The organism is Paraburkholderia sp. JHI2823 (genome assembly GCF_038900695.1).
Classification (GTDB): domain Bacteria; phylum Pseudomonadota; class Gammaproteobacteria; order Burkholderiales; family Burkholderiaceae; genus Paraburkholderia; species Paraburkholderia mimosarum.
In genome coordinates this window covers 99,233-112,511 of sequence record NZ_JAYMRY010000004.1, presented here as the reverse complement: position 1 = coordinate 112,511, position 13,279 = coordinate 99,233, and the positions used below count along the sequence as shown (strand labels likewise).

At 66.6% G+C, this 13,279-nt stretch carries 13 protein-coding genes; 3 read left to right on the top strand and 10 right to left on the bottom strand.

What is annotated here, in order from left to right:
• Positions 1-9: 9 nt before the first annotated feature.
• The 5 genes from VSR34_RS06770 to VSR34_RS06750 form a co-directional block, all read right to left on the bottom strand.
• Positions 10-915 (bottom strand): hypothetical protein, encoded by a 906-nt coding sequence (locus VSR34_RS06770; protein WP_342962170.1) that lies wholly within the window; start codon positions 913-915, stop codon positions 10-12.
• A 105-nt stretch (positions 916-1,020) separates the two neighbouring features.
• The gene (locus VSR34_RS06765) at positions 1,021-1,380 is read right to left on the bottom strand and encodes a DUF2946 domain-containing protein (protein WP_051390795.1); all 360 of its coding nucleotides are present in this window, start codon (positions 1,378-1,380) and stop codon (positions 1,021-1,023) included.
• 194 nt (positions 1,381-1,574) lie between these two features.
• Entirely contained in the window at positions 1,575-3,077 is a 1,503-nt protein-coding gene (locus VSR34_RS06760) for an aldehyde dehydrogenase family protein (RefSeq protein ID WP_051390796.1), read from the bottom strand.
• An 18-nt stretch (positions 3,078-3,095) separates the two neighbouring features.
• A complete protein-coding gene (speB, locus tag VSR34_RS06755; RefSeq protein ID WP_028210680.1) occupies positions 3,096-4,046 on the bottom strand; it encodes an agmatinase in 951 nt (316 codons plus the stop codon).
• 153 nt (positions 4,047-4,199) lie between these two features.
• Positions 4,200-5,030 (bottom strand): helix-turn-helix transcriptional regulator, encoded by an 831-nt coding sequence (locus VSR34_RS06750; protein ID WP_342962169.1) that lies wholly within the window; start codon positions 5,028-5,030, stop codon positions 4,200-4,202.
• A 178-nt stretch (positions 5,031-5,208) separates the two neighbouring features.
• Between VSR34_RS06750 and VSR34_RS06745 the strand changes: the two genes are divergently transcribed.
• The 3 genes from VSR34_RS06745 to VSR34_RS06735 are packed head-to-tail and all read left to right on the top strand — an operon-like array spanning position 5,209 to position 7,982.
• A complete protein-coding gene (locus tag VSR34_RS06745) occupies positions 5,209-5,553 on the top strand; it encodes a cupin domain-containing protein (protein WP_342962168.1) in 345 nt (114 codons plus the stop codon).
• A gap of 57 nt (positions 5,554-5,610) precedes the next feature.
• The gene (locus tag VSR34_RS06740) at positions 5,611-7,047 is read left to right on the top strand and encodes an FAD-dependent oxidoreductase (RefSeq protein WP_342962167.1); all 1,437 of its coding nucleotides are present in this window, start codon (positions 5,611-5,613) and stop codon (positions 7,045-7,047) included.
• A 5-nt stretch (positions 7,048-7,052) separates the two neighbouring features.
• Positions 7,053-7,982 carry a LysR family transcriptional regulator gene (locus VSR34_RS06735; RefSeq protein WP_028229924.1) on the top strand — a complete coding sequence of 310 codons (930 nt, stop codon included), beginning with the start codon at positions 7,053-7,055 and terminating at the stop codon, positions 7,980-7,982.
• 43 nt (positions 7,983-8,025) lie between these two features.
• Here the strand turns inward: VSR34_RS06735 and VSR34_RS06730 are convergent, their stop codons facing one another.
• The 5 genes from VSR34_RS06730 to VSR34_RS06710 form a co-directional block, all read right to left on the bottom strand.
• The gene (locus VSR34_RS06730; RefSeq protein WP_342962166.1) at positions 8,026-9,420 is read right to left on the bottom strand and encodes an ATP-binding protein; all 1,395 of its coding nucleotides are present in this window, start codon (positions 9,418-9,420) and stop codon (positions 8,026-8,028) included.
• Complete coding sequence (locus VSR34_RS06725) at positions 9,417-10,079, bottom strand: response regulator (protein WP_028210686.1); 663 nt, start codon at positions 10,077-10,079, stop codon at positions 9,417-9,419. The genes VSR34_RS06730 and VSR34_RS06725 overlap by 4 nt, the downstream gene beginning before the upstream one ends.
• Positions 10,080-10,228: 149 nt before the next feature.
• On the bottom strand, positions 10,229-11,266 hold the full coding sequence (locus VSR34_RS06720) for an Ldh family oxidoreductase (protein ID WP_342962165.1): 1,038 nt from the start codon (positions 11,264-11,266) through the stop codon (positions 10,229-10,231).
• Positions 11,267-11,345: 79 nt separating this feature from the next.
• Entirely contained in the window at positions 11,346-12,260 is a 915-nt protein-coding gene (locus VSR34_RS06715) for a dihydrodipicolinate synthase family protein (RefSeq protein ID WP_154671123.1), read from the bottom strand.
• A 180-nt stretch (positions 12,261-12,440) separates the two neighbouring features.
• Positions 12,441-13,223 (bottom strand): AraC family transcriptional regulator, encoded by a 783-nt coding sequence (locus VSR34_RS06710; RefSeq protein WP_342962164.1) that lies wholly within the window; start codon positions 13,221-13,223, stop codon positions 12,441-12,443.
• Between the last annotated feature and the right edge of the window lie 56 nt (positions 13,224-13,279).

Genomic DNA, 13,279 nt, shown 5'->3' with positions numbered 1-13,279 from the left:
TTCTGTGATTTACGGGAAGAGCGGCTTGCCGAGCGTGCGCGGCGCGACGTCGTCGAAAAAAATATGGACTTGCGCGAGGATCCCGACATGCGAGCCGCTTGCCCGGTTGATCGGTATCTGCGCCTCGATGCCGAGTTGGCCGTAACGGTTCATCCAGATGAAGCCGGGGTTGACGGTTCCGGTGGTTTGTCCCTGGCTGCGCGAAAGGGGCACTTCCACGATCGGGATCAGGTTCGAGAACGGTTGCGGCAGGCCGACGTCGTGAACGTGCTGTTGCAGGTAGGGCAGGCTGTACTGGAACGTGAAGCCGTAGTCGAACGCGTTCGGCTGGCCGCCGCCTGTCGTGAACGCCGGTCCTGCCTCGCCGGTGATGGCGATGGGACGCAGCCACGCGAGCGAGTCGGGCAGGTCACCCATGCCCTTGCCGGCGAAGACTTTCGGCGAGATCGTCGAGTAGTTGGCGGCAATGGCGCGGCTGCCCGTGCCGCCGAGTTCGGCGTTCATGCCCACCGACGTCATGAATTCATGCGCGTCGTTCACGTAGAGCAGGTACTTGAGCCCCACGCCGAAGTTGTCGAAACCGCGGGCCGTGGGGTTGTTCTGCATGACGTAGCTGCCATCCACGGAGAGCGCGAGCCTCGGCGTGATGAGCTTGTCGTACTCGAAGGAAAAGGTGTTGGTGCTCTGGTCGCCGGCGTCGCCCGGCACGCGTTGATGGCCGAATTCGAGGTTGGCCTCGTCGCCGACACCGGGGTCGTCTACGGCGAGGGTGGAGGGAAACACGCGGTCACCGGCAATGGCGTGCGCATGCGCCGCGCACGGCCCGAGCAGCAGTGCGCAACCGATAGCGCTGGAGGCGAGAACGCGTGCGAGCACGTTCAGCGACGCGCGGCTGAACGGCGATGGGTCAGACATGAGTTGTCCTGTCGATGAGCGAAGCACGCGCGCGAGCCACGGCGGCGCGCGTGCGAACCCGGCGACACGCGTGGCGCGCCGCCGGGGCAAGCGGTTTCGATCGGATCAGGACAGCGGAGGAGCGCGTGCGTGGATGGGGCTCGCTGGCGCGACGAGGCGAACGCTTTCGAAGCGCGCCGCGATGCGCGCCTGCACGAGCTCGCCAACGAGGAACAGGGTGGCGGGCACGCCGGGCACGACGGGCAGGTGCGCGAAGAAACTGCAGTAGCCGCAGTCCTGCATGTCGCCGGTTGCCGCGTGCGTGGTTGCATCGACGCTTGTGCCGCTCGCGCCGTGCATGGGGTGCTGCATCGAAGGCATGCCGCAGGGCGAGCGTTCCACCCTGCCTTGCGCCGTCTGCATCGCCTGTGCGGCAAGCAGGTGCGAAACCACGGGCGCGAGCGTCGCCATGAGGAGTGCAAACATCCCCAATAAACTGCCCAGCCTGAGATGGAATCGGCGCACGGCGCGTAGCGTGAAGTGGCGGGAATAACCGGCGAATTATGCCATGGAGCCGGGATCGCCATCACCGCCGCCAACGGCGCTGCGGCCTGTCAAAATGACGCGGCCTCGCAGGTCTCGCCAGGCGCGAGGCGTGCAAGGCCGATTCAAGGTGCCGTTTAAAGGCCAGCAGGAAGCGAGCCGCTGCGCAGGCCGACCGTGTGACGCATCTCCTGATAACTGCGCAAGCCCGCCACCCCCAACTCGCGGCCTATGCCGCTGAGCCCGAGACCGCCCCAGCAAACTTGCGGAAAGATCAGTTGCGGCGTGTTCACCCAGACGAGGCCGGCGCGCAGCTGCGCCTTGTAGCGTCGCGCCGCACTTTCATTGTTTGTGACAACCGTGGCGACGAGTCCATAACGCGTATCGTTGGCAAGCGAGATTGCTTCGTCATCCGAACGGAACGATCTCACGCAGGCTACGGGCCCAAAGACTTCGTCGGTCCACAGCACGTTGTCCGCCGCGGGCTCGGCTACCACCATCGGCGCCATGAAGAACCCGTCGGTGCACGCGGGGTCGAGCTGGCCGGCGAACGCGACCTGCGCGCCCGCCTCCACGCCTTGCGCAACGAGCGCCGCCACGCGTGCGCGCTGCGCGGCGCTGATGAGCGGTCCCATCGCCACGTCGGCAACCTGGGGCGGGCCGACGACGATGGCTCGCACAGCAGTCTCGAACGCGGCCATGAACTTGCGGTACAGGTTGTCGTGCACGAGTATGCGCGACGTTGCCGAGCACATCTGCCCGGCGTTGGTGAACGCGCCACCCACGGCCAGCGAAACGGCGTGCGTCACGTCGGCGTCTTCGCGCACGATCAGCGCGGATTTGCCGCCGAGTTCGAGCGTGATGCGCTTCATGTCCTCGGCGGCGGCCTGCATGACCTTGCGGCCCGACGCCGTGCTGCCGGTGAACGAAATCTTGTCGACGAGCGGATGCGTCGTGAGCCACGCGCCCACCTCGCCCCCGCCGTTGACCACGTTCACCACGCCATCGGGCACACCGCTTTCCGACACGATTCCGGCCAGCATGTGCTCGACGGGCGAAGTGAGTTCCGAAGGCTTGATGACCACCGTGCAGCCTGCGGCCAGGGCGGGCGCGAGCTTCCACGCCGTGGTGACCATCGGAAAGTTCCATGGCACGATCAGCGCGCAGACGCCCACCGGTTCGTGCATACGTTCGGCCAGCAGCGTGGCGTCCGGCACGGCCACGGAGTCGGCCGCGAACACCGACGCGTCCTCGCACAGGCCCGCATAGTAGATGAATGTGGCGATGGCGTCGCTCACGTCGAGGTCCGCTTCGAACGGCGGCTTGCCGCTGACCTGCATCTGCATGGCACACAGGCGCGCGCGATCGGCTTCCAGCAGTTCGGCGATCTTGCGCAGCAGCTTGCCGCGTGCGGCGGGCGTCGTATGACGCCACGCAATGAGCGCATCGTGTGCGGCGTGCACGGCGCGATCGACGAGTTCGGCGCTCGCGTGCTCCTGCCAGCCGATCGTTTCGCCCGTCGATGCATTGCAGACGGGCGAACGCACTTCGCTCCCGGCGGAGAACGTTGTGCCCGCAATCAATGCGGCGGGAAGAACGAGAGCCTGGTTATCGACGCAGCGCCCGGCATTCGCGACCATATTGGTTCTCCTCGCGCTTTAGCGGTAAGCGACGCCCGGCATGATGCAGAGCATCTCGAAGGCGAGATTCGCGCCCACGAGCGCGGTCGTACCGGCCTGGTCATACGGTGGAGAGACCTCCACGAGATCGGCGCCCACCACGTTGAGCCCCTTCATGCCGCGCACGATCTCGAGGCCCTGATGGATGGTGAGCCCGCCAATCTCGGGCGTGCCGGTGCCGGGCGCGAAGGCGGGATCGAGCCCGTCGATGTCGAAGCTCAGGTACACGGGCGTGTCGCCCACGCGTGCGCGCACCTCTTCCATGAGCGGCGCGAGCGAGCGGTTCCAGCAGGCCTCGGCCTGGACGACCGTGAAGCCCTGCTTGCGGCACCAGTCGAAGTCGTCCGCGTGGTAGCCGGTGCCGCGCAGACCGATTTGCGTGACCTTGTCGCATTGCAGGAGGCCGTCTTCCACGGCGCGACGAAACGGCGTGCCGTGCGCGATCTTCTCGCCGAACATGGTGTCGTTCACGTCGGCATGCGCATCGATGTGGACGACGGCAACCTTGCCGTACTTCTTGTGCAGCGCGCGCAGGATCGGCCAGGCAATCGTGTGATCGCCGCCGAGCGTGATGGGGCGGCAGCCCGTCGCGACGATGCGGTCGTAAGCGGCTTCGATCAGACGGATCGAGTCCTTGAGGTCATACGGATTCGTTGCGACGTCGCCGATATCGGCGACCTGCAGCGAATCGAAAGGCGCCGCGCGCGTCGCCATGTTGTAGGGGCGCAGCAGCACCGATTCCGAGCGGATCTGGCGCGGCCCGAAACGCGTGCCGGACCGGTTCGAGGTGCCGATGTCGAGCGGCACGCCCACGAAGCAGACGTCGAGCCCTTCGGTGGTCTCGGCCTGCGGCAGGCGCATCATGGTGGCGATGCCGCCGAACCGCGGCATCTCGTTGCCGCCCATCGGCTGGTTGAATTGGCGCTCCATCTGACGAATCTCCGATCGTTAGAGTCAAATCGATCGGGCGATGGTAGGGGAGATCGAGCGCGGCCAAATATCGAAGTTGAGATGTTTACATCGATGCGGCTCGATGTATGTGCGTCCTTAATTCGGTAGGCGACGCCGGTGACCGGCCGGCGTTCAACCCGCGGCGTGGCCCCACGCGATCAGTTCGCGCTTGGTGCGCACGCCCAGCTTCGCAAAGGCGCGCTTCACGTACGACTCGGCCGTTGCGACCTGCACGCCCAGGATCTGCGCGGCCTCGGGCACGGTCTTGCCCGTGATGAGGTGCGCACAGGTCTCGTATTCGCGTTTGGAGAGCCGCACGGCGTCTCGCGCGATGCGTGCGTCGAACTGCGCGAGCGGATGCATGAAGGGCGCCGCATGGGCGATGCGCCGGGCGGCGCTAGTCGAGGCATGCAATTCGAGCAGCGGAAACAGAAACTCGCTCACGCCGCGAAAACGGTTCATTTCCGCGAGCGTAAAAGGCGGCTCGCGCAGCGCGCGTTCGAGCGCGATAGAGTGCTGGGCATGCCGCGTGCCGCGCGCGAGCACGCATTCGTGGGCGATGCGCGCCTCGTCGAAGAGGCGGCGGCGGAATTCGCCCGGCTCGATGGCGCCGATATCGCGCACCACGAGCATCGTGCCGGTCTTGCCGCGAAGGCCGGCGAAGAGCGGATCGCTTTCGTAGAACCGGTCGTAATAGAGCGTCATCACGTCCGAGATCGCGCCCGAATCCATGCCCACGCCGCCGCTGCCGATCCATTCGCAGCGAAAGCCCGTGGGCATCGTGCTGTCCACGCGCGAGCGCTCGATGTGGACCACGTTGACGGGCAGGACCTCGTTCATCAACAGCGTGAGGCGCGGCACGAAATCGGGCGTGCCGACGGCCTCGATCACGTTGCCGAGGGTCTTGAACGAGAGCGGGAAATCGGGTTGATCGCGGTTGATCGGGGGTACGTTGAGCCGCATGGCGCGCCCCTTTCGTGTAGGCCGGGCCATTATAGCCGAAGGGTTTTGGCCGCCGAAAAGGGGGCATGGCTCGGGAAAAACGGCCGAAAAATGCAGCTTGCCCCCCTCGCGGGGGGGCATACCGCGGCCGCGCCAGTCGGTAACGTTGGCCTTACCCCATCAACTCGAAACGACGCAAATGAGCAAACTGATTCACGACATCGTGCCGCTCGGCGCTGGCATCGGCGAATTCACGAAGCTGGAGTTCGGCATGGACGAGCGCGACTGGCGCGCCGCCGCCGGCAAGAACAACAGCTATGTGATCGGCTGGTGGGAAGGCAGGGTCGGCGCGGTGGACTTTCCGGCCACGACCGCCGACGAGGCGGTGTGGCTCGTCGAAGGCAGGATCGCGCTGACCGACGCCGCCGGCGGCCGCAAGGAGTTCACGGCGGGCCAGGGCTATCTGCTGCCCGCCGGCTTCGCCGGCCGTTGGGAAACGATCGAGGACGCGAAGAAGTTCTACGTCGTGCTCGAACCGGCCTGAAGCGATCCGCCTCCCACGGCGGCGGCTCCGTTTGTCTCATTCAATGCTGTGAAAACGATGATGAGCACCCCTGCACAATTTGAAGTGGAATCGCCGGCACCCGCTGCAATCGGCGTGCAAGAGGCGCTTTCGCGCACGCGCTTCTTTCCGTACTGGCTCGACAATCGCGCCGAGCCGCCGGCCGAGCCGAAGCTCACGGCCAACGTAAAGGCCGATTTGCTGATCGTCGGCGGCGGCTTTACGGGGCTCTGGGCGGCTGTGCAGGCGAGAGAGCTGATGCCGCATCTGAACGTCGTGCTGATCGAGGCGGGCAAGGTCGCGCATGGCGCTTCGGGCCGCGCAGGCGGCATCATCTCGACTTCGGTGATGCACGGCCTGCCCAATGCCGTGCGCGTGTTTCCCGACGACATCGCGCAGCTCGAAGCATTCGGCCATCGCAATCTGGACGGCTTGGAGGAAACGCTCGAGCGCTACGGCATCGACGCCGACATCGAATGGAACGGCGAAATGACGGTGGCGGTCGATCCGGCGCATGTCGAGCACTTGCGCGCCGACTACGAGCTGCACAGGCGCTACGGGCACGACGTCGTCATGCTCGAGCGCGAAGCGACACGCGAGCAACTGGATTCGCCGCTGTTCGCCGGTGCCCTGTGGTCGCGCAATCGCAGCGGCATCGTGCATCCGGCGAAGCTCGCGTGGGGCCTCAAGCGCGCGGCGCTTTCGCTCGGCGTGAAGCTTTACGAGCACACGCCGCTCGTCGAAGTCGTCGACGAAGGCGAGACCGTTTTTGTCAAAACGCCTGAAGGCAGCGTGCGCGCCCCGCGCGTGGTGTTCGGCAGCGGCACCGCCAAGGTCGGCATTGCGGACATCAATCGCCGCGTGCTGCAGGTGCGCGACCATGTGCTCGCCACGGAGCCGCTCACCGACGAGCAACTCGCGCGCATCGGCTGGAAAAATCGCCAGGGCATTTACGATACCCGCACGCAGCTTAATTACTTCCGGCTCACGAAGCACAACAACATCATCTTCGGCGGCCTCGTCAGCTATCATTTCGACGGCGATCCGAATCCGCCGCAGGACCAGAAAGCGCAGACCTACTATCGGCTCGCGCAGGCGTTTTATCGCACGTTCCCGCAGCTTTGCGATGTGCGCTTCTCGCATGCGTGGGGCGGCCCGATCGACTACTGTTCGCGCGGGTCCGTGTTCGCCAAGCGCTATCTGAACGGCAAGGCCGTGTTCGTGGCGGGCTACACGGGCTTTGGCGTGGCGGCCAGCCGTTTCGGCGCGTTCATGGGGCTGAACATCCTCTTCGATCGCGAGAGCCCCGAGCGCGCGCTCGATATCGCCAACCAGAGCCCGTCGTATATCCCGCCGGAGCCGGTGCGCTGGCTCGCCGCGAAGGTCACGTTCCATGCGTTCGACGGCGCCGACGCCGAAGGCGGATGGAAGCGCGCGTGGATCAAGGGCATCAAGGCGATGGGCTTTCCAATGTGAGCAGCATGTTTTCCAATACCTCAGACCTCGACTTGCGGCTCATCCGCGTCTTCCTCGCCGTGGTGGACGCGCGCGGCATCACGGCGGCCGAAGCCACGCTCGGCGTGCGGCAGTCCACCATCAGCACGCAGCTTTCGGCGCTCGAGGCCCGCGTGGGCTTCAAGCTTTGCGAGCGCGGGCGCGGCGGCTTTCGCCTCACGTCGAAGGGCGAACGTTTCGTGCCCTCGGCGCGCGCGCTGGTCGCGGCAACCAATGAATTCGTCGCGCGCGTGCGCGACATCGACCGCAAGCTGGTGGGCACGCTCGGCATTGGCCTGATCGGGCAGGCTTCGCACGTCGAAAACGCGCGGCTCGCCGAAGCGATCGGCGTGTTTCGCAAGCGCGACCAGGCCGTGCGCTTCACGATGAAGGTGGCCGCTCCGCAGGAGCTGGAGGAAAGCCTCGTCAACAATCAGCTCGACATTGCGATCGGCTACTTCTGGCACCGCGTGGCGGGCCTCGACTACACCGAGCTGTTCGGCGAGCGCCAGGTGCTGTGCTGCGGGCGCGGGCATGCGCTGTTTCACGAAGCGGCGCACGTCAACGTCGACGATCTGCGCGAGCACGACTGGGTGTGGCGCAGCTATCCGATCCCCGAGGAGCTCGCGGGCATCGGCGACCGCCAGGTGACGGCGATCGCAGACAGCATCGACGCGGCCACGGTCCTGATTCTTTCGGGCAGCCACATCGGCTATCTGCCGGCGCATCATGCCGAACCGTTCGAGCAGCGCGGCCTCATCCGGGTGCTCGGGCGCGCCACGTTCGGCTTCGACGTGCCGATGCATCTGGCCGTCAAGCGCAGCGCAGCAGAGAAGCCCATCGTGCGCGCGTTCTGCGAGGATCTCCTCAACGTGTACGGGCACCATGCTGTTGCGCCCGAATCGCCGTCGGCGTAATGGCGAGTGACCCGTCAGGCGCTGTTATCGGCGTGCGCGGGCCTTATGCCGAATCGCTCGTGGCTCTGGCGGTTTTGCCGGGAGCCGGGCTGGCCTCTGCGGCTTCGCATGCATGAAGCCCGGTGACCGCGGCGGTGAGCCCGCGCCCGCCCGGGTTGTTGCGCAGCGTGAACGTCAGGCCCTGCCGCTGCGCGATGCGCGCGACGATCGAAAGACCGAGCCCGCTGCCCGCGCCTTGTGCATGATCGCCGCGGAAAAAGCGGTCGAGCACGCGTTCGAGATCGCTTTCGGGAATGCCGGGCCCGTTGTCCACGACTTCGAAGCCGAGCGTGCCCTGCGCGCGCGTGAGCACGAGATCGATCTTGCCGCCTGCCGGCGTGTAGCGGATCGCGTTGTCGAGCAGGTTGTTGAGCAAGGTGTTGAGGCCGTGAGCGTCGGCGCTCACGTTGCAGATGTCCTCGGGCGTCACGGGCGGACGCGACTCCAGCCCGAGGTCGATGCCTTTCTCCTCCGCGAGCAGCGAGAAGTCGCCGATGGCCTGCTCGCCCAGCCGCCGCAAGCTCACGACGGCCGCTGGCGCGGGCGCCTGCGCGTCTTCGCGGGCGAGCGTGAGCAGCTGCTGCACGAGGCGGATGGTCCGGTTCAGCCGGGTTTGCATGCGCTCGAGCGTGCGCGGCTCGCCGTTCAGCGTGCCGTCGTGCAGCGCCGCCTGCCATTGCAGCTTGAGCGCGGCAAGCGGCGAGCGCAGTTCGTGCGCCGCGTCGGCGATGAACGTGCGCTGCGCCTGCGAGGCGGCGTTCAGGCGATCGAGCAGATCGTTGAGCGCGACGACGAGGGGGCGCAGTTCGACGGGCACCGAGCCGTCGAGGCCCAACGGTTCGAGCGCGTGGGCCGAACGCGAAGCGAGCAGGGCCGACAGCGCGCGCACCGGCGCGAGCCCGCGCGTCACGACGAACAGCACGAGCAGGAGGGCCACCGGCACGAGCAGCGCGAGCGGCCAAAGCGTGTGGAGCGCGAGGCGCAGCGCGAGCGTGTCGCGCACCGAGATGGGCTGGGCGACCTGGACGAAGCGCTCGGCTTGGGCGAGGACGAACACGCGCCAATGCACCTCGTCGTGCTCGATGGTGCGAAAGCCCGCGGGCTGGCGCGGCAGGACGGGCGTTTCCTGCGAGCGGTAGACGAGTTTGCCGTCGCGGTCCCAGACCTCGATGAGAATGCGGTCGTCGGCGATCTCCTCGAAGCCTGGGCTCGTCTGCTCGGTCTCGCGTGCGGTCGCGACGTTCGCGGGCATGGAGCGCGCGACGGCGTGCAGCTCGTAATCGAAGAGTTCGCCGGCTTCCTCGCGCGCAGTGTGGAAAATGCCGAAGCCCGCCACCACGGAGGTGGCCGCGAAGCCGCAGATGAGCCAGCCCAGCAGGCGGCCGCGGATGGATTTCATTCCGGTCTCTTCAGCCGGTAGCCCACGCCGCGCACGGTCACGATCTGCTCGGTGCCGATCTTGCGGCGCAAGCTGTGCACATGGACCTCGATGGCGTTGCTGCCCACTTCCTCGCCCCAGCCGTACATGCGTTCTTCGAGTTCGGCCTTCGTGAACACGCGTGCGGGTTGCTCGATCAGCACGCGCAGTAACGCGAATTCGCGCGGCACGAGCGCGATGCTCTCGCCGTCTTTCGTCACTTCGTGCGCGGCGGGGTCGAGCGCGAGGCTGCCATGCGTGTAGACGGGCTGCTTCTGGCCCGTGCGGCGGCGCAGCATGGCGCGCGTGCGGGCGGCCAGCTCGTCGAGATCGAAGGGCTTGATGAGGTAGTCGTCGGCGCCTGCGTCGAGCCCGGCGATGCGGTCCGTCACCGAATCGCGCGCGGTCAGGATCAGCACGGCCGCTTCGCCGCCCTTGCGCCGATAGTCGTTGAGCACCTCGATGCCGTCTTTCTTCGGCAGCCCGAGATCGAGCAGCACGAGGTCGTACACGTCGTTGTCGAGCGAAAGCTCCGCTTCCCGCCCGTCGCGCGCCCAGTCGACGGCATGGCCCTCGCGGCGCATCGAATCGAGCACCGTTTCGGCGATCATCTCGTCGTCTTCCACTACCAGCAGGCGCATCGCTCGCTCCCCGGATCTGAACCCCTCATTGTCGCTCATGCCGGCTTAACCGGGGCTTAAGCGTGGGGTTTCTCCGGGGTCCTGCGGGCCTCGTCGGGGCTCCGGCTCCTGGCTCGCACGCGAGCGCCAGGCCGGATCGCGATCCGTCTTCAGTCGAGCAGTTTCAGTACCTCGTCGTATAGCGCACGCGGCACCTTCACGCCTTCGCGTTCGCTGCGCTCGCGCGCCTCGAACCGGCGCTGCGACGGCAGGCGCGCGCCCTGCGCGGTAATCGCGGCGAACAGCCGCTCCGCGCGCGCCTGGCCGGCTTCGTAGCCGTCGCCTCCGAAGCGGCGCGGATCGATGGCGATGACGAGTTCGCCGTGACAGGGGCTCGCGCCCGCGCCCTCGTCGAAGGCTTGCGACTCCATGCTCGTGAGGTCGCCGATCAGCGCGCCCGCGAGCAGTTCGATCATCGCCGCGAGCGCCGAGCCCTTGTGGCCTCCGAACGTCTGCATCGCGCCGTCCAGCGCGGCGCGGGCATCGGTGGTCGGCTGGCCGTCGCTGTCGAGCGCCCAATGCGGCGGAATGGGCTTGCCCTCGCGCGCGTGCAGTTCGATGTCGCCGCGCGCGATCGCGCTCGTCGCGAAGTCGAATACGAAGGGCAGGCGCCCCTCGCGCGGCCACGCGAACGCAAGCGGATTCGTGCCGAACACGCCGCGCGTGCCGCCCGCCGGCGCGACCCAGCTATGGCTCGGGTTCATCGCGATGCCCACGAGTCCTTGCGCCGCAATGGCCTCGACCTCGGGCCACAGCGCCGAGAAGTGAAAGCAACGGTTGATGGCCATTGCCGCGATGCCCTGGCTGCGCGCTTTCTGCGCGAGCACGGGCAGACCGGTTTCGAAGGCGAGGAGGGAGAAGCCGTAATGCGCATCCACGGTGAGCACGCCGGGCGCGAGATCGCGCAGCGTGGGCTCTACGCGCGCATCGACCTTGCCGCTCTTGAGCGAGCGCGCGCAGACGAGCAGGCGATAGATGCCGTGCGAATGACATTCGTCGCGCTGGCCCTGGGTGATGACGCGCGCGATCGCATCGGCATGCGCCTCGGACATGCCGTGCCGCAACAGCACGTTGCGCGAGAGCGCGAAGACTTCGTCGAGCGTGAGGACGACCTGTGCCGGTGCGTCGTTCGTGGCGGTAGTGGACATGGCATCCGTGTGAAAAGACAAACCGGGCCTGTGCGGCCCGGTTTCGATGAAGCGAAGAAGGATCGGGAGAACGGTGCGGTCAGAGTCCGACGTCCGGCAGGGCGGGGCGCGTGGCCAGCGCCTTCTCGACGACGGCCTTCACATGTGCGAGCGCCTCGCCTTCGAGCGCCAGGCGCGGGGGGCGCGTGACGGCGCTGCCGCGGCCCACCAGTTCCTCGCACAGCTTGATGCACTGCACGAGGTCGGGGCGCGCGTCGAGATGCAGCAGCGGCATGAACCAGCGATAGAGCGCGAGCGCTTCGTCGAAGCGCTTTTGCTTCGCGAGACGGAAGAGCGTTTCGCCCTCCCTGGGGAACACGTTCGACATGCCCGAGACCCAGCCTTGCGCGCCCACGGCCACGCTTTCGACCACCACGTCGTCGAGGCCCGCGAACAGCACGAAGCGGTCGCCCACGGCGTTGCGCAGATCGATGAAGCGGCTCGTGTCGCCCGAAGAATCCTTGAAGCAGACGATATTTTCGCAATCCTGAAGAGCGATAAGGATGTCGGGCGTGACATCGTTCTTGTAGATCGGCGGATTGTTGTAGACCATCACGGGCACGTCGGTGCTCGAAGCCACGGCGCGAAAATGCGCGGCCGTCTCGTGCGGCTTCGCGGAATAGACGAGCGCCGGCATCACCATCACGCCGTCCACGCCCACGCGCGCCGCTTCCTTCACGGTCTGGCGCGCGAACTCGGTGGTGAATTCGGCGATTCCCGCGATCACCGGCACCTTGCCGCCGGCGGCGTCGCGCGCGGCTTCGATCACCGCGATCTTTTCATGCGTCGCGAGCGAAGTGTTCTCGCCGACGGTGCCGCACACCACGAGCCCCGACACGCCGTCCTTCACGAGGTTGCTCACCACCCGGTGCGTCGCGTCGATGTCGACCGAGAAGTCCGCCTTGAACTGCGTGCTGACGGCGGGGAACACCCCGCTCCACTGGATAGCGCTCACTGTGACTCACTCCTTGAATGCGTAGCGGCTCGCGCCGGTACCTGTTGAATATGAGTGGAGTATCGCTGTCCAGATCGTTTGACGCTTGGGGCCTTTCGCTTCTCAGGAAGACGAAATCTGCATAGTCCGCTGCTTCCCTTCTTCCACGGCGGGAAAACCCTGGGTGCGCCGCCGCGACGCTTAGGCGCCGGACGGTTCCGCGTTTTCGTGCGCCTGCAGCAACGCGCGATACTGGCTCGGCGTGATGCCCACCGTGGCCTTGAATTGCCGCGTGAACGCGCTGTGATCGTTATAGCCGCATTGCGTGGCGATGTCGGTGATGCTCAGGTCGCTCGCCAGCAGCATGGAGGCCGCGTCGAGACGCGCTTTGAGCAGCATCTGGCGCGGCGTGAGGTGGAAGATCTTGTGGAAGTAACGCTCGATCTGCGCCACCGACATGTCGATGAGCTTCGCGAGCTGCGCGAGCTTGACGGGTTGCGCATAGTTGTCCTGGATGTACTTCGCGGCGACCGCGAGCCGCTGGTAGGCGGGATGCGTGCCTTCGGCGGCCTGCAGGTCGCGCGAGATGCCCGCCACGCCCAGCACGCGGCCGCGCGCGTCGTGCAGCGGGACTTTCGACGTGAGGCACCAGCCCGGCTGCCGCCCGGGATACAGATGCAGTTCGAGCTGATCGACGAGGCTGCTGTCGAGCCGCACGACGGCCTGATCCTGCGCGGTGTAGCTGTGCCCGAAGCGCGAGGGAAAGACCTGCTCGGCCGTCTTGCCGAGCAGCGCGCGCTTGTCCTTGAAGCCGCAGCGCGCGGCGAGCGTGGTGTTCGCGATCACATAGCGCGCCTCGTGATCCTTCACGAAGAACACCACGTCGGGCATGGCGTCGAACAGCGGTTCGAGCATGGCGAAATGCGCGACCATCTGCGCGAACGTGGCGTTTTCGAGGGCGGCGGGCAGGACCAGTTCGGGCATCGCTTGAGCACAAGGCGGGATCGAGGAAGACCGCTATTGTGCCGTTTCGCTCGCCC